Here is a 21,965-nt window from a genome sequence, read left to right as displayed (position 1 = left end):
TTAACAACCCCATGCAGCATGGTTGCTTATTGGTATTAATATATGAGACGTATATTCGTATGTCAGAAAATTTTGCGCAGTTATTTGAAGAAAGCTTAAAGGGTTTTGAAGCAGAGCAAGGCTCTATCGTTAAAGGTACAGTTATTTCTATCGAGAATAACATTGTACTTGTAGATGCTGGTCTTAAATCAGAAAGTGCTATCCCTGCAGAGCAGTTCAAAAATGCTGCTGGTGAACTAGAAGTTGCTGTAGGCGACGAAGTAGATGTTGCACTAGATGCAATCGAAGACGGTTTCGGTGAAACTATCCTTTCTCGCGAGAAAGCGAAGCGTCACGAAGCGTGGATCCGTCTTGAGAAAGCATGTGAAGAGCAAGAAACTGTTACTGGTGTTATCAACGGTAAAGTTAAAGGCGGTTTCACAGTTGAAGTTGATTCAATCCGTGCTTTCCTACCTGGTTCACTTGTTGATGTTCGTCCAGTACGTGACACAACTCACCTTGAAGGCAAAGAGCTTGAATTTAAAGTAATCAAGCTTGATCAAAAACGTAACAACGTTGTTGTTTCACGTCGTGCAGTTATCGAATCTGAAAACTCACAAGAGCGTGAAGAGCTTCTTGCTAACCTTGTTGAAGGTCAAGAAGTTAAAGGTATCGTTAAGAACCTTACTGACTACGGTGCATTCGTTGACCTTGGTGGTGTTGATGGTCTACTACACATCACTGACATGGCGTGGAAGCGTGTTAAGCACCCTTCAGAAATCGTTAATGTTGGCGACGAAATCGCAGTTAAAGTTCTTAAATTCGACAAAGATAAAACTCGTGTATCTCTAGGCCTTAAACAGCTTGGCGAAGATCCATGGGCAGCTATCGCTGGTCGTTACCCAGAAGGTTCTAAGCTTTCTGGTCGTGTAACTAACCTTACTGATTACGGTTGCTTCGTAGAAATCGAAGAAGGCGTTGAAGGTCTAGTACACGTTTCTGAAATGGATTGGACTAACAAGAACATCCACCCTTCAAAAGTTGTTTCACTAGGTGACACTGTTGAGGTTATGGTTCTTGAAATCGATGAAGAGCGTCGTCGTATTTCTCTTGGTCTTAAGCAATGTATTGCTAATCCTTGGCAGGAATTTGCTCGTCTACAAAACAAAGGCGACCAAGTTACTGGTAAGATCAAATCAATCACTGACTTCGGTATCTTTATCGGTCTTGACGGTGGTATTGATGGTCTTGTACACCTTTCAGACATTTCTTGGAATACACCTGGCGAAGAAGCTGTACGTGAATTCAAGAAAGGCGACGAAATCACTGCTATCGTATTGCAAGTTGACCCAGAGCGTGAACGTATCTCTCTAGGTGTTAAGCAAATCGAAGCTGACCCATTCAATAACTACCTTGATGCAAACAAAAAAGGTGCTATTGTTAAAGGTAAAGTGACTGAAGTTGATGCGAAAGGCGCAACTGTTGAACTTATCGAAGGCGTTGAAGGTTACATCCGTGTAGCTGATATCGCTCAAGAGCGCGTTGAAGATGCAACTACTGTTGTTTCTGTAGGCGACGAGATTGAAGTTAAATACGTTGGTGTTGATCGTAAGAACCGCACTTTAAGCTTATCTGTTAAAGCTCTTTTCGAAGCAGAAGAGAAAGAAGTACTAGAGAAGCTTAAGAAAGAAGAGCCAGTGTTTGAAAACGCAATGGCAGCTGCTTTCGCAAATGCACAAAAAGACTAATTAATTATAGTCTTTTAATTGGAAGGGCAGTTTATGCCCTTCCACTATTTCTTTTTAAGGAAACGCTATGACTAAGTCAGAACTGATAGAAACACTTGCTGAACAACATTCACATATTCCTGTGAAAGATGTTGAGAACGCTGTTAAAGAAATTCTTGAACAAATGGCCGGCTCATTATCTTCTTCAGATCGTATTGAGATCCGAGGTTTTGGAAGTTTCTCTTTGCATTACCGTGCGCCTCGTACAGGCCGTAACCCTAAAACAGGAGAAACTGTAGAGTTAGATGGTAAGCATGTACCTCATTTTAAGCCAGGCAAAGAACTACGTGACCGTGTAAACGAGAGCATTGCTTAGTAAAATTATTGGAGTAGTTACTTGTTCAAGGTATTAAAAATTATTCTGGCGGCACTTTTTTTAATTGGTGCGTTTGTATTGGGTTCGCAAAATCCACAATTAACACAAATTAACTACATAATAGCCAGTAATACATTACCTTTAGCCGTTATACTAAGTATCTGCTTTTTGCTAGGTGTTGTAGTGGGTTGTTTTGTGAGTTTTAAATTGTTCACGCAATTAAAGTGGCAAAATTACCGTTTAAAAAAGCAATTAACGCCTGAAAAAGATAATAATAAGCGTATTGCCAACAAAGACACCTAATTATGATTGAGCTGTTGTTTTTACTGCTTCCCGTTGCTGCCGGATATGGTTGGATCATGGGGAAAAACAGTGCAAAAAATCAGGCTCATCAGTTTAATCGTCAAATTACTTCTGAGTACAGTAAAGGCTTAAAGTTTTTACTGGATAGAGAAGAAGATCAGGGGCTTGAGCACTTAATTAATTTGCTCGAAGTAGCTGCTGACTCTGTTGAACATTATTCTACTTTAGCAACCATGTTTCGCCGTCGTGGCGAGCTTGACCGCGCAATAAAAATTCACGAACTGCTGCTAAAACACCCAAGCCTTAACGAAAAACAAGCCGCTAATAGCCGTTTAGAGCTAGCCGAAGATTATATTATGGCTGGCTTATTAGACAGCGCAGAAGAACATTTAATATGGCTGGTAAAAAATAGCCATGCAGATGCACTCGATCCTATTATTTCTTTATATTCACAAACCCGTGAATGGGAAAAAGGCATTAATATGTTTGAAGCGCATACTGAGCTTTTTTCAAAAGAACAACACTTTAAAGCCATCGCTAATTTTTACTGTGAGCATGCCATTGCCAGTAATAACCCACAACTTATGCGTAAAGCCATCAGCTTAAACTTTAAAACAATTAGGCCTTTATATGAGCTTGGACTGTCAGCTTACACCAAAGAAGATTACGTAAAAGCAATTTACTATTGGCGAGAACTCATCTGCCAATTTACTTTTTTTGCGCCATTGTTTATTGAAAAGTTAGCGCATAGTTATAAGCAACTAAAATTAACCCATCAGTTTCATGAACTCGTTGCGGAGTTATTAGAAAAAGGTGGAGTAATGATAAAAATACAGCACTGCCAAGCGTTGCTTGAGCAAGGCCATACAGAACAAGCCTTTGAGTTTTTAACTGATAGTTTAAAACGTCAGCCCACAATTCGTGGTTTTAGTTTTTTATTGCAGTTAATGAGCGCCGAAAATAAAAATACAAAAGATGTGCTTAATCAAATAGATAAACTTGTTACCTCATATATCGCTACTAAGCCCGACTTTCAATGTCAGCATTGTGGCTTTACTAGCTACACCATTTATTGGAATTGCCCTTCATGTAAACACTGGGAAACCATTGTGCCTAGCAGAGGCTTAGACGGATTTTAATCTTTATACTTTTCGCTCACTAGTAGGATAGTTATGTCTTTCGAAAAATCAAAAAAAATTCTTATCGCGCTTGATTATGATGATCAGCAAACTGCTTTAGCATTTGTAAAACAGTTATCACCAGATACCTGTCGATTAAAAGTGGGCAAAGAAATGTTTACTTATTTTGGTCCTGCATTTGTTAAAGAATTGGTCGATTTAGGTTTTGATGTATTTTTAGATTTAAAGTTTCACGATATTCCAAATACCGTTGCTAAAGCGGTGACTGCTGCGGCTAAAATGGGTGTATGGATGGTCAATGTACATGCATCGGGCGGTTATGAAATGATGCATAAAGCTAAACAAGCACTTGAGCAGTTTGGCGACAAAGCGCCATTACTTATTGCAGTAACTGTATTAACCAGCATGGACGAAGCTGAACTTGAGCGTTTAGGTATAACTAAATCTCCCCAAGAGCAAGTTATGCATTTAGCTAAATTAACAAAGCAAGCAGGGCTTGATGGTGTTGTTTGTTCCGCGCAAGAAGCGCAAAGTTTAAAGGCTGCTTTAGGGAAAGAGTTTAAATTAGTTACGCCAGGTATTCGCCCAGCGGGCAGTGATGCGGGCGATCAAAAACGTATTATGACACCTAAAGAAGCGATTGAAGCGGGTAGTGACTATTTAGTGATTGGGCGTCCGATCACCCAGGCACAAAACCCTGTAAAAGTACTAAATGATGTAAATGAATCAATAGCTTAAATTTAAAGTTAGCATAATTAAGAGCAGCTCCTTACAACTGTTTTTCTTTGTGCTACATTTAAATTACGGGTGTGCAGTGAGGGATTTGCTTTGCGTATAATAATATTTTTAGTTGTAATTATCATTAGTGGCCTTGCTGTTAATAAATATGTTTTTTCAACTAAAGTGTATGATGATGTTTCAAACGTTAATGACTTGGTATCTGGTTACCCCGTTGATTTATTCAAGTTTAAAAAAATTGCTCAAAATTATGCCCAGCATCTGTGTTACACCAATGAAGGTGTGTTAGCAGAAATAGATGTTAGCAGCAGAGACTGTGTTGCGACACATGATGAAATGCAAAATGAGTGTACAGAAAAAGTTTTTAGGCTAGCGCCATTAAATTTAGATTCTAAAAAAGAATTAATTGAATATTCAAATGAATATTCTCGCTGTACCTTACCTTATAAAAACATTAGGTTATAAATTTCAGATACTAAAAAGCCACTTAGGTTTAAAATTTAAGTGGCTTTTTATTTAATTATTTTAAACGAATAGACTTAGCTTCAATATCAATTAAGCCTTGTTTAAATAAACCGCCAATGGCTTTTTTGTAGTTTGCTTTGCTGGTCGAAAATACTTTTTTAATTAATTCAGGTTCAGACTTATCGCCTATGGCTAATATGCCACCTTCATCTTTTAGTTTTTCCATTATTTTTTCACCAAGCTCGTTTACTTTACCCATGCCAGGTTTTTCAAGTATGACGTCAATTTTTCCGTCTTCACGTACCTTTTGAATAAATCCTTTTAGCTTTTGACCAACAAACAGGTTCTTAAACACCATGTTGTAAAACACGACGCCAAAATGAGATTCTTCAATAAGCACCTTGTAACCAATATCAGTTTTGCCTGCAACAATTAAGTCAACTTCTTGTAAATGACTATACTGAGGCTCATCTTTTGATAAAAAACGATTAAAGTTAGTTGAGGCACAAATACGCTGACTGGCGTTATCAAGATATAAACGTACTAAATATGAGTAGCCTTCTTGCATACGTGGTTTTTGTTCATTAAACGGTGCGAGTACGTCTTTTTCTAAGCCCCAATCTAAAAACGCGCCTATGCTGTTTATTTCTTTTACACGCAGTAGGGCATATTCACCGACTTGAGCATGCGGCTTTTTAGTTGTGGCTGTCGGCAGGTTTGCATTATCTAAAAATGTGAATACGCTGATGCTATCGCCAGCTTCAAGCTCATGTTTTATTTCATGTTTAGGTAAAAAAACTTCACCTAAGTCATGCCCATCTAAATAGGCACCTTCGTTGCTGACTTCTTTAACAAAAAGGGTTTGGGTGGTTCCTAGGTAACTCATAATTATTCCTGCTCAGGCTTTTTTTTACGACGCATCGGGGTATCACCATCAATATTAAGAGGTGCTTTAATTGGGGTCGTTGGCTTTTTCGGTTTTGCTTTTCGTTTTGGCTGTGGCTTATCAGTAGTCACTGCTTTTTTAGTCGGTTTAATTGGCGCTACTTTTTTCTCTTTAATGCCTTTAAATTTCGCTTTTAAACCCTCAACAGCAGCAAACGACAACTCATCATTTAAAAATGATTTTATTGCCAAGTAACTTGCCCAATCTTTAGGGCCCACAAGTGATAATGCGTTACCTTTAAAACCAGCACGACCAGTACGACCAATACGATGAACGTATTCTTCTGCGTGTTTCGGTAAATCAAAGTTAATAACATGGGTAACACTGAGTAAATCTAAACCGCGCGAAGCAACATCTGTAGTAATTAATATTTTAAAGTTTTCACGGCTAAACGCATCCATAATATCAAGGCGCTTACCTTGAGTTAAATCCCCAGCTAATGCGACAGATTTAAAGCCTTTACTATTTAATGATTCACTTAAACGGCTGGTATCAGCTCGTGTGGCAGTAAATATAATGCACTGGCCAACGTTATCTTGGTTTAAAAAGTGCTCAAGCAGTGCTTCTTTATGATCAAGGTGGTCAGCTAAGTACAATGTTTGTTTAATATCACTGTGTTGTTCATTGGCTGCACTGAGCATAATTTGTTTTGGTTTTTTTAATAAATTACGCGATAACGCATCAACTTGAGCATGATCTAATGTCGCCGAAAACAATAAAGTTTGACGAAGACGATGATCGGCCAGTTCATTAATTAGTTTAAGTTGATCGGTAAAACCTAAATCTAAAATACGGTCAGCTTCATCGAATATAAGTAATTCTAGGCCACTTAATTGTAATGAACGTTGCTTTAAATGATCGGCTAAACGCCCAGGTGTGGCGACAACAAAATGAGGGTCGTTACGCAGTGCTTTAATTTGGTCGTTAAAATTTTCGCCACCGAGGATTTTAACGGCCTTTATGTTGGTACCGGCAATAAGTAATCGAAGTTGAGTAAAAACTTGGGTCGCAAGCTCACGAGTTGGAGCAACAATAAGTACACGAGGATCACGTTTACTGAGTGCTTTTTGTTTCATTACACGCTGCACAGCCGGTAATAAAAACGCTAAAGTTTTGCCTGACCCAGTTTTTGACTGAGCGAAAATGTCATGTCCCGCCAGTGCCGTTGGCACAGCATGAGCTTGAATATCGGTAGGCTGGGTGATCCCTTGGTGCGCTAATTGTGTTTCTAGGCGAGTATCAATCCCAAGATCAGTAAAGTGCAATGTATGTTTCTCCAATATGAGCAAGTCTGTATAAATTTATCCGCGCATTATAGCCCACTGAGCTACTGCGCTAACAGTAAAAAGCGCATTATCATCCATTTTTTTGCATTTAAATAAAAAAAGCGTAAAATACGCGCCCCATATGCGCCGGATTTACGATTCGGTAAACGCCACTTAAGGCTATCAAAGCAAAATAGGAAGCAAAATGACTGCTGTTCATAAAAATGATGTAACAAACGAGCACTTTGTAGTATGTGCTATGTATAAATTTGTAGCTTTACCAAACTTTGAAGCACTACGTAAACCACTCTTAGAAGTAATGGAAGCCAACGAAGTACGTGGTACTTTATTACTTGCTGCTGAAGGTATTAACGGTACTGTATCAGCTAAACGCCAAGGAATAGATAACTTACTAGCATGGTTAGATACACAAGAGAATCTAAATGACATCGTAACGAAAGAATCATACGATGACGAATGCCCGTTTTACCGTACAAAAGTTAAGCTGAAAAAAGAAATTGTGACTATGGGTGTTGAAGGCGTAGACCCATTAAAAGTAGTGGGCAGTTATGTTAAACCACATGAATGGAATGCTCTTATTTCTGATCCAGAGGTGATCCTTGTTGATACCCGTAATGATTACGAAATTGAAATTGGTACGTTTCAAAACGCAGTAGACCCAAACACTAAAACATTCCGTGAATTCCCTCAGTGGGCCGAAGAAAACCTAGACCCATCAAAACATAAAAAAGTAGCCATGTTTTGTACTGGTGGTATTCGCTGTGAAAAATCAACAGCCTATATGAAAGAGCAAGGTTTTGATGAGGTGTACCACCTTGAAGGCGGCATATTAAAATACCTAGAAGAAGTGCCAAAAGAAGAAACCATGTGGGAAGGCGAGTGTTTTGTATTTGATAACCGTGTAGCGGTAAATCATGACTTACAAAAAGGCTCATACGATCAGTGTCACGCATGTCGCATGCCTATCACAGAAGAAGAAAAGCTAAAGCCAGAATACATGGAAGGGGTGTCGTGTCACCACTGTATTGACAATGTAACCGATGAACAACGCGCTCGCTTTGCAGAGCGCCAAAAGCAAATAGAGCTTGCTCAAGCGCGCGGTGAAGGCCACATTGGTAACGAAGCACAAGCTGTTTTACAACAACGTAAAGAAGCTAAAAAGGCGCAAAAAGAAGCACAGCGAAATAAATAAGCGGTACTTTTTGTTTGTACGGTATTAATAATAAAACCTCAGTTTTAACTGAGGTTTTATTATTTTAAACTCTTTTCACAATTGCTTGTATCTGTAGTAGAGAGCGTGACCTTATTGGCAGCATTGACGAGCACACATTTTGTGTTTTTATCGAGCTTTTTCTTTTGAATAACGGTAAATTCACCTTCATTAGCAGCATATAAATTATACTGATACGCGCTATTACCCCCTTCAAATAAAGCAGTAAATAATCCACCGACTAGTCCACCAACAATCGCGCCGCCAATCATTTCTTCTTTGTTGCCATCTAAGCTATCTACAAAGCCAAACCCCGCACCAGCAGCTATTCCAGTCCCCACTTCTGAGGAGAGTGTTACTTTTTGTATTGATTCAACAGACGCATAATAACGTTTAACGACTTGATTTTGATCGGCCCGATCAACCCCTTGTGATGCACAGCCTGATAGCAAGATCACCATAATTAAACTCTTTTTCATAAATGTGCCTTTATTAAAAATATTGATGAGCTAAATCATAGTCATAAATGTAATTTAAATATGTGTGGATTTTGTATGCAGCTGTAAAAATATGTAGAGTGGCAAGCATGCTTAATTTCAGCTTATTGTTTTGCTAATTTATCGTACTTAGCTATTTATTGATCATAGAGCTGTTAAACTGCGTAACATAATGCAAATAATAATTAATTAGGGTGCTCCTTTGAAATCGCGAATTCTTTTTACCAGCGTGTTTTTTTCTTTAATGTCGTTAAGTTTATCTGTAAAGAGTGCCAATGTCGTGGTGGAGCAGGTAGCGATGGAACGTGCTAAAGAGCAAGTTCAGGCTGTCGGTAACGCCGAAGCAATTCATTCGGTTATTTTATATCCGGCTGTGGGCGATAAAGTAACGGCGGTGCATTTTAAACCGGGTGATAGCGTAAAGGCCGGTGATGTGTTACTCGAACTTGATTCACGCAGACAAAAAGCGGCACTTGAAGAGGCAAAAATAAAACTTGCTGACACCCAAAGAACCCTCGCACGTTTAAAGCAAAGCCAAGCAAAAGGGGCTGTGCCACAGAGTGATGTGGATGATGCAAAAACAGTTGTTGAATTAGCAAAAGTGACCCTTACCCAAGCAGAAACAGAATTTGAAGACCGCCAAGTTCGTGCGCCTTTTAACGGCACTATGGGACTTACCGACGTTGAAGTGGGTGACAGAATTACTCCCCAAACGGCGATTGCAAGTATTGATGATACGCGTGCTTTATATATAAACTTTAACGCCCCAGAATCGGCCGTTTATATGCTGCGCAATAAAGGCAATGTAAAAGTATTCCCTTGGCAGTCACAAAATGCTGTAAACGCAAAAATTGCTTATCTAGATTCACGAATAGACCCACAAACTCGCACCTTACGTGTAAAAGCGCAGCTTGAAAACCCGCAGCAAAAGTTTTTACCCGGCATGAGTTTTCGTGTTCATATTGAAGTAGAAGGACAACGTTTTGCTGCTGTACCTGAAGCGGCATTACTGTGGGGAGCAACAGGCCCTTACGTTTGGACAAGTGTTGGTAAAAAAGCCACTCGAATTGATGTGAAAATTGAACAGCGCCTTGCAGGTCGTTTATTAGTTTCGGGGGCTTTAAAAGAACAAGATAACTTAGTGGTAGAGGGCGTACAACGCTTACGAGCTAACCAAGAGCTAAGCTTCTCAGCGCCAATCGCTAATACGCAGGAGTAGCCATGAAACAGCAACCTATGATGCAAGACTTGCCATCAATGGCTATTCGCCGCCCAGTGCTTATTGTGGTACTGAATTTACTGATTATTATTGCCGGAATTGCCGCCATAGCAGGCGTAGAAGTTCGAGAGCTTCCAGATGTAGACAGACCCCGTATTACCGTATCAGCCTCGTTCCCTGGTGGTTCACCTGAAACCGTTGATACCGAAGTTACCAGTAAACTTGAAGGTGCCGTGGCCCGCGTGAGCGGTGTTAAATCGATTCGTGCACAAAGTGAAGAAGGTAATTCTCGCATTGTGGTTGAATTTAGACCGGGTGTTAATCTGGATGATGCCGCTAATGAAACGCGTGAGTCAGTTGCTCGAGTGCAAAGAGAGCTCCCTGAAGAGGTAGAGCGCGTTTCTATTATTAAGGCTGATAACGACGCTGAAGCAGTAGTTTCATTAACAGTATCAAGCGAAAGTTTATCGTTAGAGGCATTAACAGAGCGGGTTGATGTTGATTTAGCGCCGCAGTTTTTAACTATCCCTGGCGTTGCCGACGTACGATTAAACGGCGATAGAGAACGTGTGCTTAGGGTTCGCATTGATCCATTAAAGCTCAGCAGCTTTAACTTAACTATTCCAGATGTCGCCGATGTACTCAGGCAAGCCCCCTTTGATGTGCCTGCAGGGAGTTTAAAATCAAACGATCAGCAAATAATAGTGCGCGCTGATGCAACGTCTGTTACCCCCGCACAGGTGGGCGACATTATAATCCAGGGCGATACTCGCATTAGCGATATTGCTGCCGTGTACTTTGGTCCTGCCGATCCGCGCTCTATGGTAAGGCTCAATGGTAAACCTGTTATCGGCATGGAAATTATTCGCCAAGCACAGTCCAACACCATCGAAATTTCTGATGAAGTACTCAACCTTATAGAGGGAATGCGTGAGCGCTTTCCAGAGATGGAGTTTACGCTAACATCAGATGATGCGCAGTTTATTAGAAGCTCAGTAGATGAAGTGATTAACTCATTAGTACTGACGGTACTGCTAGTGATCATCACCTTGTGGGTGTTTATTGGTTCATGGCGTGCAACACTAGTCCCAGCATTTGCCATTCCTGTTGCGCTTATAGGTTCATTAGCACTGATATGGGCACTTGGGTTTTCAATTAATATTTTAACCTTATTAGCACTGGTATTAGCGACAGGATTAATTGTTGATGATGCAATTGTAGTGAGTGAAAATATTCAACGCCAGCGAGGGTTAGGGCTTGGAAGGCGTGCCGCAGCGGTTGTTGGTACCCGCGAAGTATTTTTTGCCGTTATTGCCACCACTGCAGTATTAGCGGCTGTGTTTGTACCCATCGCATTTTTACCCTCTACAGCAGGGCGTTTATTTAGGGAGTTTGGTGGGGTACTAGCTGGTGCGGTAATTATATCTAGCTTTGTTGCGTTATCGTTAGTGCCGGCGCTCACCTCAAAATTAAAACTCAAACAAGGTGGTTTTCACCCCTTTGCTAAATTTGGTAACGTGCTTGCCAATATTTATACCAAAACAATTCATAAAGTACTGGAGCATGCTTGGGTTACCTTTATTGTTAGTTTATTAGTTGCAGGCGGTTCGGGTGCGTTGTATATGAGTTTAGATAACGAACTGCTCCCTACTGAAGACCGCGGTAAAATTAGAATATTTGCCCGCGGACCTGATGGCGTAGGCTTAAATTTTATGGATAGACAAGCCATTAAAATGGAAGATACCTTACTGCCTTTCGTTGAAAGTGGTGAAATTGAGTCTATTTACACTGTGGTTGGGCAATGGGATCCCAATATTGTGTTTATTACTGTGCCATTAAAGCATTGGGATGAACGTAACTTTAGCCAACAAGAAATTATTAATAAAATTCGCCAGCCTTTAGGCAACATCCCTGGTGCACCTGCTTACCCAGGTGGGGCAAATAGCTTAAATTTACGTGGCCAAGGTGGCGGCATAGAAATCGCTTTACTGGGACAAGATTACCTTGAAATATTTAAGGCTGCACAGCAGTTCTCAGCTGATCTTGAAAAAGCCGTGCCAGAGGTTGCGCCGGTAAGAGTATCGTATCAGCCATCGCAGCCGCAATTGCGTGTGAATATCGACAGACGACGCGCAGAAGAACTTGGCGTGTCTTTAAGTGATATCGCAATTACTTTAAGAGCCGCTATTAATGGTGACGATATCGCTGATTTAAACATAGGCGATCAATCTATTCCTATTATGCTACAGGCACAAAATCAAACTATTAACGACCCAAGTGATTTAGCAAACTTGTTTATTAGAGCCCGTAATAATCAATTGGTGCCGCTAAGTAGTGTCGCTAACATTTCAGAGGAAGGGGTTGCCGCAGAGCTTGAGCGTCATGCTCAGCGCCGTGCCATAGAGCTCAGTATGGAGCTGCCTGAGGGCTTAACAATTGCCACCTTAGTGGAACAAATAAAGCAAGTGTCTGAGCAATCATTACCAGCAGGTATTACTCTTGCATTTAAAGGGGAAGCACTGACATTTGAAGAAACCTCCAACGAAGTATTAATGACCTACGTATTGGCATTTTTAATTGTGTTTTTAGTACTTGCGGCGCAATTTGAAAATGTTAACAGCGCAATTGTAGTAATGATCACTGTACCATTTGGGATTACATCGGCCATTCTAGCGCTATATTTAACCGGCACCTCACTAAATATTTACTCGCAAATAGGCCTAGTGATGTTAATTGGGTTAATCGCTAAAAATGCAATTTTATTGGTCGAGTTTGCTGATCAATTAAGAGATCAGGGGCTGAGTGTTCGAAAAGCGGTTGAACAAGCTGCATTGGTACGTTTAAGACCAATCACCATGACCTTAATATCGACCTTACTCGGTGCGTTACCCCTAATTATGTCAACAGGTGCAGGAGCAGAAGCACGTAACGCCATTGGCTGGGTGGTATTTGGTGGACTCGCGTTAGCGGTATTGTTTACGCTTTACTTAACACCGGTGATTTATTTAGGGTTAGCCCGCTTTACCAGTCCTCGTGGCGATGAATCAAAGCAATTAGCCCAAGAGCTGGAGCAGCTAGACTAACTAATTACGCTAATTGGCTATTTTTCTTTGAAAAAATAGCCAATTAAGCCCACAATTCAACTAGATTAAAGCCACAAGGACCACCCATGCAGGCCGAGCAAGTTGAAATAGCCCAATTTTTAGTTGAACACCCCCCCTTTGATACGCTTGAGAGCGAGGCACTAAACGAACTAGCAATGCAAATTGAAGTTGCCTATTTTCGTGCACAAACTGATATTTTACATTTAGGCCAAGATATTAGTGACTTATATATTATTCGTAGTGGCTCGGTTGAAATTTCACGTCGTAATGGCGAGCTCTATAATCGTTTAGCCACAGGCGGCATTTTTGGCCAAATGGGCCTATTGATGAACCGCAAAGTACGCTTTCCGGCTCGTGCGCTTGAAGACACCTTAACCTATTGTATTAATGTTAATACCTTCAATGAATACTGTGATAAATACGAAACCTTTGCCGATTTTTTCGAAGTTGATGGTAACGTACGTTTGCACCAAGCCATTGTAGAGCAAGCCGACAGCAATGATTTAACCACCGCGAAAGTTAAGTCATTATTGCACCGTGATGTGGTTACGGTAACTACGTTAACACCCATTAAAGACGTCGCGTTTTTAATGACCCAAGAATCAGTGTCTTCAGTGTTAGTTACTGATATAGAAAAACAAATAAGCGACGACCCAGAAGAAGACGACGGTCAAGTCGTTGGAATTATAACCGACAGAGACATTCGCACTAAGGTAGTTGCCCAAGGGTTAACATATGATACACCCGCCAAAGAAGTAATGACATCAAGCTTAGTACTACTTGATAGCAACGCCTATGTGTTTGAAGCCGTATTAGCCATGCTAAGAGATAACTTACATCATTTACCTGTGGTACATAAAAAACGGCCAATTGGGGTAATATCACTGTCTGACATTTTACGTTATGAATCACAAAGTAGCTTACTGTTAGTACGCGGTATTTTAGCGCAGCAATCAGTTGATGACTTAGTTCATTACGCACGCCAATTACCTAATGTATTTGTACGTATGGTTAATGAAGATGCAAATTCGCATATGATCGGAACCGCTATGGCGGTCATAGGGCGTACCTTTAAACAGCGTTTATTAGCATTGGCCGAAGAAAAATTTGGCGAGCCGCCTATTCCTTATTGTTTTATAGCCTTAGGCTCAATGGCCCGCGACGAGCAGCTAATTGTGACCGATCAAGATAATGCTCTCATTTTGGATAATAGTTTTGATGAAGCACTGCACGATGAGTATTTTCAAAACCTATCAGATTTTGTGTGTGATGGTTTAGCTAAATGTGGCTATACCTATTGTGACGGTGAAATTATGGCGTCGTTTAAAAAATGGCGTATGACCCGTACACAATGGAAAGAAAAATTTGCTAGCTGGATGGCCGAACCGAAACCGCAAGCACTGCTTAATAGCTCGATATTTTTTGACTTAGATGGTGTGTGGGGCAAGCTAAAATGGGCCGATGAGCTTAAAACGCTGGTGGCCAAAGAAAGCAAAGTAAATAAGCGCTTTTTAGCGAACCTTGCTGCCAATGCTCGCAACAGAACGCCACCATTAGGATTCTTTAACGGCTTTGTACTTGAGCATAATGGCCAGCATAAGCGGTCAATGAACTTAAAACGCCGTGGTACGGCGCCGCTATCTGATGTGGTGCGCGTGCACGCGTTAGCGGTTGGCTCACGTAAACAAAACTCCTTTGAGCGCTTAGAAGATATTATAGAGGCAAATTTACTGCCTAAAGGTAAAGCACAAGATTTGCGTGATGCGTTTGAGTATATTGCAACAGTGCGTATTCGTCATCAGGCATGGCAAATAGAGCAGGGTGAAGCCCCAGATAACGATTTAGACCCCCATTTACTTTCACCCTTTGAGCAAAGTAATTTAAAAGAAGCTTTTGCTATTTTAGAGAAAGCCCAGAGCTTTTTAAAATTTAGTTATTCTGCGCATTCGGGTGTGAAATAAATTATGAGTAAATCAACGTTAAGGTGGCCACAGCGCTACGAGCAGTTATTGCAAACTGCGCAAAACCCGCTGCTTAAAGACTTTTATCAACAAGCGTTTACCAATCAGGCTGCTCCACTTAAAGATGTCCCTTTTGTGGCGCTCGACTTTGAAACAACCGGCCTTGATGCGAATAGCGATGATATTGTTAGTGTGGGGCTGGTGCCTTTTAATGTAAATCGTATTTATTGTAAAGAGAGCCGCCACTGGGTTGTGCAACCTCGACGAGATTTAAGTGAAGAGTCAATAGTTATTCATGGAATTACTCATTCAGAAGTGGATGAAGCCCCTGATCTTAATCGAATTTTAGCGCCACTGCTTGATGCCCTTAAAGGCAAAGTGGTGGTGGTACATTATGCTGCAATAGAACGTCATTTTTTTTATAACGCGCTACTTATGCGTATAAAAGAGGGCATTGAGTTTGCACTAGTTGATACGATGGAAATAGAAAGGCGGGCGCTTAAAGCACGGCAGGGGCTATTAGGCAGGCTGTTTAATTCAAAGCTAGGATCACTTAGGTTAAGTGATACACGGGAGCGTTATTCATTGCCATTGTATCAAAACCATAACGCGCTTACTGATGCACTAGCCACTGCCGAGCTGCTGCAAGCGCAGCTGAGTTACCACTATAGATCAGACACGCCACTGAGTGAAATTTGGCTTTAGCTATTGAAGCATTACTGTTAAAAATAAAGCACAAAAAAAAGCCGCAATTTGCGGCTTTTTATTATGAAATGTGTGTTATTTAACTGGGCGAGGCTCAGTTCGTAAACCTAAAATTAAGCTTACACACATCAATAACAATACAATGGTAAATGGCAGACCGGTTGATATAGCCCCCGCTTGCAGTGCTTCAATCGCCTGAGTGCCACCAATCCAAAGTAATGCAGCAGCGATAGCACCCTCAACAGACGCCCAAAAAATACGCTGTGGTACCGGCGCATCAATCTTACCACCTGCTGTGATTGAATCGATTACAAGTGACCCTGAATCAGAAGAGGTAATAAAGAATACCAGTACTAAAACAATAGCAATGAAAGATAAAACGTTCGCCATTGGCATTTCATCAAGCATTTGGAACATCGCCATAGGCACACTTGTTAAACCGTCAGTTCCTAGGGCACCAATTCCATTAACTACTTGGTCAATTGCGATGCCGCCATAAATAGACATCCACAGGATAGTGACTGCTGTAGGAATAAGTAGTACAGCGGTTAAAAACTCACGAATTGTACGGCCACGTGAAACACGGGCAATAAACATACCTACAAACGGTGACCACGAAATCCACCAAGCCCAATAAAATACTGTCCATCCATGCATCCATGTTTCATCTTCACGACCATGTGGGTTACTTAACGGAATAATGTTTTCTACATAGCCCATTACCGTGTTTGGTATATTACCCATAGATACAGCAAAACCAACTAAACATACAAATACCAGTAGCACTAAAGCAATAAGCATATTGACGTTACTAAGTAATTTAACGCCACCATCAATGCCTCGAATAACAGAGACGACGGCTAGTAAAGTAACACCTGTAATAACCAGAATTTGCGAACCTACGCCACCTTCTAAACCAAATACGTGGTTAATACCGGCAGAAGCTTGTTGTGCACCTAACCCAAGCGACGTAGCTAAACCAAATAAGGTTGCTAATACAGCTAAAATATCAATTATATGACCAGGCCATCCCCACGCTTTATCACCTAAAATTGGGTAAAAAATCGAACGAATAGAAAGTGGTAAGCCTTTATTGTAAGTAAAAAACGCTAACGAAAGCGCGACAACCGCATAAATGGCCCATGGATGAAGACCCCAATGGAACATAGTAGCACCCATTGCCATTTTTGCGGCTTCTGGTGTGTTAGCTGTTACATTGAGTGGTGTTTCATACCAACCAGTGTAGTATGCAACTGGTTCAGCAACCGCCCAAAACATTAAGCCAATACCCATACCTGCTGCAAATAACATTGCCAGCCAAGAAATACGAGAGTGAGATGGTTTAGCATCGTCGCCGCCTAAACGGATATTGCCGTAAGGCGAAAAAATTAAAACTAAACAAAAAATAACAAAGAAGTTAGCAGCCCACATAAACAGGCCGTCAAAATTATTAATAATATCGGTTTTAATACCATCTAGCGTCGTTTTAGCAACTTCGGCATCAGATACTAATACGGCAATTAAAAACAGCGCTATTAACCCTGCACTTATTCCGAATACAGGGTTATGTATATCAAACCCCCATTTTTGCACGTTGTCTTGACCTACGGTGTAGTCCGTATTGTCAATACTGTACTTGTCATGATTCTCGCTCATGCAATACCTCATTGGTTAATGAAACAGGCTGGCTTAATGCCAGTTTTTTATAGTTCACTGTATTCGTGTTATTAGATTTTTTGCCAAAGCTAACAACACGAATAATTAGAAGACTAACTAATTCAATTGCCCATCATACCTTTACTGCTAGGGGAGTTAAATATTAAATACGAAAGAATTAACACTTTGCTAAAATTTTGAGCTGACTTTGTCTTTTTTTGTACATGTCTGGTCGCTGAGAAAATGAAAACTAACGCGCTAGCACTTTATTTTATAGTCGTAAATAGCAATGAATGCAAAGCTAAGTAAGTGAATATTCGGCCTAATCAGGCAAGAAAATAACTAAAAGCGCTATTGTATACGTAAAAACCCAAGCCAGGGTTTTAAATTACTATTAATTGTTAAAATGATTTTTTAGTTACATTTTAATAATATTTTTATTTTTTAGGGTTATGAGCCAGTTAAACATTTTTTAATGAGGCTAATGAAAAGTTGGATTGAAATAGTTTTTGTAAAAAGCGACTAAATTATTCTGCTATTAAAACTAATTTGGTTGAAGGCTTATCTTACCTGTGAAATTTAATTCACAAAAATGGCAAAAAGACGCTTCGCTTTTAGAGAAGGGACAAACAACAGAAACTAAAAAGAGATGGAATGGCTTTTGTATTCTTATTTACTTCTCTCAGTACTATAAAATTTTTAAGAAAATTATGTACAAAAAATAGCGAAGTAAAGCTGCAGTATTTAACCTGCAGCGTAGGTAGTGTGTGAACTATTTTATATATGCTTCATTGTGAACGCCCGCGGCGCGCCCTGATGGATCGGCATTATTTTGAAATGATGCATCCCATGCAAGTGCTTCTGGGGTTGAACACGCAACTGATTTACCATGTGGTACACACTTAGCCGAGGCATCGCCTGGGAAGTGCGACTCAAAAATACTGCGGTAAAAATACGCTTCTTTAGAGTCTGGGGTATTAATTGGGTATTTAAATTTGGCATTCGCCAATTCCTGATCCGTTACTTGCTCATTAACAAACTCTTTTAAGGTATCTATCCAGCTGTAGCCAACGCCATCAGAGAATTGCTCTTTTTGACGCCATAACACTTCATCTGGGAGGTAGCCGTCAAAGCCTGCACGTAAAATGTGTTTTTCAATTTTTCCGCCTTTACACATTTTAGCTTCAGGGTTAATGCGCATTGCCACATCAACAAACTCTTTATCTAAAAATGGTACGCGTGCTTCAACACCCCAAGCTGCCATTGATTTATTAGCACGTAAACAATCAAACATATGCAGTTTTGAAACTTTACGGTTCAGCTCTTCATGAAACTCTTGTGCATTAGGCGCTTTATGAAAATATAAATAACCGCCAAATAATTCATCTGCACCTTCACCTGAGAGCACCATTTTTATACCCATGGCTTTAATTTGACGGGCCATTAAGTACATTGGGGTTGATGCACGAATGGTGGTTACATCGTAAGTTTCAATGTGGTAAATCACTTCTTTAAGTGCATCAATACCTTGTTGAATAGTAAAGATAATGGGGTGGTGAATAGTCCCTATCATATCAGCTACCTTTTGCGCTGCGGCTAAATCGGGGGAGCCTTCTAAACCCACCGAAAAGGAATGCAGTTTAGGCCACCAAGCATCACTTTCATCGTTATCTTCAATACGTTTTGCAGCAAAGCGTTGGGTAATAGCGGAAATAACCGATGAATCTAAGCCACCCGATAGCAATACGCCATAAGGTACATCACACATAAGCTGGCGCTTAACCGCCGCTTCCAATGCATCTTTTACATCTTCTGCTTTAGCATCGTTGTTTTTAACAGCGTCAAAGCGTTGCCAATCACGTTGATAGTAAGGGGTTAATTTGCCGTCTTTGCTGTAAAGGTAATGCCCCGGCGGAAACTCTTCAATGTGCTTACAAATAGGTGAGAGTGCTTTGAGCTCTGACGCTACATAAAAGTTACCGTGCTCATCGTGACCTGTGTACAGTGGAATAATACCAATGTGATCGCGACCAATTAAGTACGCGTCTTGCTCTTCGTCATATAAACAAAAAGCAAAAATACCATTTAAGTCATCTAAAAATGCCGGCCCTTTTTGTTTATACAGGGCTAAAATCACTTCACAATCTGACTGGGTTTGAAAATCAAAGTCAACCTCTAAATTAGCGGCCAGCTCTTTGTGGTTATAAATTTCGCCATTAACCGCTAAAATATGGGTTTTTTCTGGGTTGTAAAGGGGTTGAGCACCGCTTGATACGCCAACAATGGCTAAGCGCTCATGCACTAAAATTGCTTTATCAGATGAATACACACCAGACCAATCAGGCCCACGATGACGTAACAGTTTAGACATTTCGATTGCCTGAGTGCGTAACTGGCTGGGATCCGATTTAATATCGAGTACACCAAAAATTGAACACATAATTTTTCCTCATTCCTATTAAGTGCCTACGATAGCGAGTTTGCTAAAGACTAACCTTGTTTTATCAGAAATAAATAACTAAGTCACACGGCTTTTTTAAATTAATAAGAATAATTTATGCACCAAATAAGTTGCTGGTGCACCAACATGGTGAGGTTGATAGTGTGATAGCAACTGATTGTACAATTTTTAATTTAAAACAGGCAGGGATAAGCATTTAATGCTCATGAAAATTTATATTTGCACCAAGTGGGTGCAAATATAATCGTTAAGAAAATAGCTTTAAGTTAATTAGCCCAATAGCGATTTAAACTCAGTTTAAGCTGAGATAGATGTGCATCGAGTTTGTTTTTTGCCGCGTTTGCTTGTTCAAGCGTTACAAACTCAAAAGTAATTGAATCGGCGGTTCTAAACTGAGCAAACTGATGTAAATCCGCCTCTATTACATGGCCTATCAATGGGTAGCCCCCCGTTGTTTGTGCATCATTTAATAGCACAATTGGGTTGCCATCGGGTGGGAGTTGCACGCTTCCCGGTGCTACCGCGAGTGAGTGTAGCGAAAGCGAGTGTTGCATTATTTGGCTATTATTATGATCTAGGCGTACTCCCATTCGATTGCTATTCGGGTTAATAGTAAATGAGGTGGTACAGAAAGCGTTTATACACTCAGGTGTAAGTAGTTCATGATGTGGGCCTTGATGTAGCCGAATAACTTTTCGTTTAGGCGGTGTTAATGCGCCTTTATTGCATAGCCAAGGCTGAGTATAGGGGGTTATTTTTATAATATCGTCGCTTTGTAATGCTCGGCCATTATAACCACCAATGGCTGCCCCTAAGTCAGTTGATTTAGAACCCATAACTTCAGGGCATTCAATTCCACCTTTTACGGCAATGTAAGCTCTGGAGCCACCGCGTCCTGTATCAAATTTAAGTGTTTGTTTTGCTTTTACCGGATAACTCCACCCGGGGTAAACGGCTTGAGCGTCAAGTTTAGCATTTAAGTCGGCTCCATGCAGAGCAATGACGGTATCGCACTCAAATTGTAATTCACATAACCCAACGGTGAGTTCAAGTACGGCATCGTTATCGTGATTATTTACTAAGCGATTGGCAATAATGTGCGCATAGGTGTCTAGACTACCCGAGCAGCTAACCCCTAAATGACGAAAACCCACACGGCCTAAATCTTGGATTGTAAGCTGTATACCGGGTTTGATTACTTTAATCATTGTTTACTCCTTTTAACAGGCACAAATTGAAGGGTGTCACCGGGTTTAAATAAACAAGGGTTTGAGGCGGTTGCATCAAATAAACAGGCATCAGTATGAGCAATAATATGCCAGCCACCGGGTGAGTCTTCAGGGTAAATGCCTGTTTGGTCTGCCCCAATCGCAATTGCGCCTTTAGGAACACTGACTCGTGGGTTATCACGTCTTGGGGTAAACAGTTGAGCGTTGAGCCCATGTAAATAAGGGAAACCGGGCACAAAACCTAAAAACAACACATGGTAAATTTCTTTACTGTGTAGATTAATTACCTCATCTATTGTTAGCTGGTGATAATTAGCCACATAGTTTAAATCTTCACCTTGATAATAGGTGTCTATTTTATGATGCTGACTTTCAAAGGCGTAATCATCAACTTCATCCCATAGTTTGGTTAAGGTGTTTTGCCATTGATGTAAATTACTGGCAGATTTTAAATACAAGGTTAATGAGTTCATCCCGGGGACTAAATCTATAAACTCATTGGTGTTTTTACAATACTGTGACAGCGCCCAGAGTTTTTTTTGCGTCGCAAGTATATGTTGTTCACTGTAGTGAGAAACATCAAAAAGCAGACTAGAATTTGTTAATATTTTTATACTTGGCAAAGTGCTCATACAGATAACTTATTAATATTGTTTGTATTTAAGCTATCACAGTCGTTGTGCTATTACGATATTAATAGACAAACTCGGATCGATTAAATTCCCGTCTTCGTAAAGTTTTATTGTGTGTGAAATTTATTCTTGCGTTTAAAGGTCTGCTTTAGGGTCTGTTGACCTTTGCGGATTAAAATCGCTCCTAGGCAGAACCCGAAGGGCAGCGCCTGTTTGGCATTGATGCTTCGTTATCGCCTATTTTATGGGGAATAACCACACCACATAGGCTCTGCCTTGTCTAAACACCAAACAAACTGCTGCAAATTTAACCATGCAAGGTCAACAGTCCC

18 protein-coding genes are annotated in these 21,965 nt (G+C 40.5%); 11 read left to right on the top strand and 7 right to left on the bottom strand.

Annotated elements, in window-relative coordinates; all coding sequences use genetic code 11:
- Positions 1 to 59 precede the first annotated feature (59 nt).
- From rpsA to CWC30_RS12845, 6 genes are all read left to right on the top strand, one after another.
- The gene (gene rpsA / locus CWC30_RS12870; protein WP_002961176.1) at positions 60 to 1,727 is read left to right on the top strand and encodes a 30S ribosomal protein S1; all 1,668 of its coding nucleotides are present in this window, start codon (positions 60 to 62) and stop codon (positions 1,725 to 1,727) included.
- Between the two features lie 67 nt (positions 1,728 to 1,794).
- Entirely contained in the window at positions 1,795 to 2,082 is a 288-nt protein-coding gene (gene ihfB / locus CWC30_RS12865; protein ID WP_008114744.1) for an integration host factor subunit beta, read from the top strand.
- A 21-nt stretch (positions 2,083 to 2,103) separates the two neighbouring features.
- On the top strand, positions 2,104 to 2,385 hold the full coding sequence (locus CWC30_RS12860; RefSeq protein WP_036982773.1) for a lipopolysaccharide assembly protein LapA domain-containing protein: 282 nt from the start codon (positions 2,104 to 2,106) through the stop codon (positions 2,383 to 2,385).
- A 2-nt stretch (positions 2,386 to 2,387) separates the two neighbouring features.
- Complete coding sequence (gene lapB, locus CWC30_RS12855) at positions 2,388 to 3,524, top strand: lipopolysaccharide assembly protein LapB (protein ID WP_069439429.1); 1,137 nt, start codon at positions 2,388 to 2,390, stop codon at positions 3,522 to 3,524.
- Positions 3,525 to 3,557: 33 nt separating this feature from the next.
- On the top strand, positions 3,558 to 4,262 hold the full coding sequence (gene pyrF / locus CWC30_RS12850) for an orotidine-5'-phosphate decarboxylase (RefSeq protein ID WP_016899932.1): 705 nt from the start codon (positions 3,558 to 3,560) through the stop codon (positions 4,260 to 4,262).
- Positions 4,263 to 4,352: 90 nt separating this feature from the next.
- Positions 4,353 to 4,727 carry a hypothetical protein gene (locus CWC30_RS12845; protein ID WP_171034720.1) on the top strand — a complete coding sequence of 125 codons (375 nt, stop codon included), beginning with the start codon at positions 4,353 to 4,355 and terminating at the stop codon, positions 4,725 to 4,727.
- 55 nt (positions 4,728 to 4,782) lie between these two features.
- Here CWC30_RS12845 and CWC30_RS12840 read toward each other — a convergent pair whose 3' ends face one another.
- Both CWC30_RS12840 and CWC30_RS12835 read right to left on the bottom strand, forming a co-directional pair.
- Complete coding sequence (locus tag CWC30_RS12840) at positions 4,783 to 5,613, bottom strand: CvfB family protein (protein ID WP_138627287.1); 831 nt, start codon at positions 5,611 to 5,613, stop codon at positions 4,783 to 4,785.
- Between the two features lie 2 nt (positions 5,614 to 5,615).
- The gene (locus CWC30_RS12835) at positions 5,616 to 6,938 is read right to left on the bottom strand and encodes a DEAD/DEAH box helicase (protein ID WP_138627286.1); all 1,323 of its coding nucleotides are present in this window, start codon (positions 6,936 to 6,938) and stop codon (positions 5,616 to 5,618) included.
- Between the two features lie 205 nt (positions 6,939 to 7,143).
- On the opposite strand from CWC30_RS12835, the gene trhO reads away from it, so the two are divergent.
- On the top strand, positions 7,144 to 8,151 hold the full coding sequence (gene trhO / locus CWC30_RS12830) for an oxygen-dependent tRNA uridine(34) hydroxylase TrhO (protein WP_138627285.1): 1,008 nt from the start codon (positions 7,144 to 7,146) through the stop codon (positions 8,149 to 8,151).
- Positions 8,152 to 8,210: 59 nt separating this feature from the next.
- Here the strand turns inward: trhO and CWC30_RS12825 are convergent, their stop codons facing one another.
- Complete coding sequence (locus tag CWC30_RS12825; RefSeq protein WP_138627284.1) at positions 8,211 to 8,648, bottom strand: hypothetical protein; 438 nt, start codon at positions 8,646 to 8,648, stop codon at positions 8,211 to 8,213.
- A 220-nt stretch (positions 8,649 to 8,868) separates the two neighbouring features.
- Here CWC30_RS12825 and CWC30_RS12820 point away from each other — a divergent pair, with 220 nt between their 5' ends.
- The 4 genes from CWC30_RS12820 to CWC30_RS12805 all read left to right on the top strand — a co-directional run bounded on the left by CWC30_RS12820 (position 8,869) and on the right by CWC30_RS12805 (position 15,655).
- Positions 8,869 to 9,885, top strand: coding sequence for an efflux RND transporter periplasmic adaptor subunit (locus CWC30_RS12820; RefSeq protein ID WP_138627283.1), 1,017 nt, complete (start codon positions 8,869 to 8,871; stop codon positions 9,883 to 9,885).
- A 2-nt stretch (positions 9,886 to 9,887) separates the two neighbouring features.
- Positions 9,888 to 12,968 carry an efflux RND transporter permease subunit gene (locus CWC30_RS12815; RefSeq protein ID WP_138627282.1) on the top strand — a complete coding sequence of 1,027 codons (3,081 nt, stop codon included), beginning with the start codon at positions 9,888 to 9,890 and terminating at the stop codon, positions 12,966 to 12,968.
- 86 nt (positions 12,969 to 13,054) lie between these two features.
- Positions 13,055 to 14,950 (top strand): putative nucleotidyltransferase substrate binding domain-containing protein, encoded by a 1,896-nt coding sequence (locus CWC30_RS12810; RefSeq protein ID WP_138627281.1) that lies wholly within the window; start codon positions 13,055 to 13,057, stop codon positions 14,948 to 14,950.
- A gap of 3 nt (positions 14,951 to 14,953) precedes the next feature.
- Positions 14,954 to 15,655 carry a 3'-5' exonuclease gene (locus CWC30_RS12805; RefSeq protein ID WP_036982761.1) on the top strand — a complete coding sequence of 234 codons (702 nt, stop codon included), beginning with the start codon at positions 14,954 to 14,956 and terminating at the stop codon, positions 15,653 to 15,655.
- Between the two features lie 75 nt (positions 15,656 to 15,730).
- Here CWC30_RS12805 and CWC30_RS12800 read toward each other — a convergent pair whose 3' ends face one another.
- From CWC30_RS12800 to pxpB, 4 genes are all read right to left on the bottom strand, one after another.
- A complete protein-coding gene (locus tag CWC30_RS12800; protein ID WP_036982759.1) occupies positions 15,731 to 17,311 on the bottom strand; it encodes a BCCT family transporter in 1,581 nt (526 codons plus the stop codon).
- Positions 17,312 to 18,083: 772 nt separating this feature from the next.
- The gene (gene asnB / locus CWC30_RS12795) at positions 18,084 to 19,751 is read right to left on the bottom strand and encodes an asparagine synthase B (protein ID WP_138627280.1); all 1,668 of its coding nucleotides are present in this window, start codon (positions 19,749 to 19,751) and stop codon (positions 18,084 to 18,086) included.
- 287 nt (positions 19,752 to 20,038) lie between these two features.
- Complete coding sequence (locus tag CWC30_RS12790) at positions 20,039 to 20,980, bottom strand: 5-oxoprolinase subunit C family protein (protein ID WP_138627279.1); 942 nt, start codon at positions 20,978 to 20,980, stop codon at positions 20,039 to 20,041.
- Positions 20,977 to 21,633: a 5-oxoprolinase subunit PxpB gene (pxpB, locus tag CWC30_RS12785; RefSeq protein WP_138627278.1), complete on the bottom strand. Its 657-nt coding sequence runs from the start codon at positions 21,631 to 21,633 to the stop codon at positions 20,977 to 20,979. Before pxpB ends, CWC30_RS12790 begins: the two co-directional genes overlap by 4 nt.
- Between the last annotated feature and the right edge of the window lie 332 nt (positions 21,634 to 21,965).

It is taken from the genome of Pseudoalteromonas sp. S4741 (assembly GCF_005886135.1).
GTDB lineage: Bacteria > Pseudomonadota > Gammaproteobacteria > Enterobacterales > Alteromonadaceae > Pseudoalteromonas > Pseudoalteromonas tetraodonis.
The sequence above is the reverse complement of the archived record's forward strand: the minus strand, read 5'-3'. Positions and strand labels throughout refer to the sequence as shown.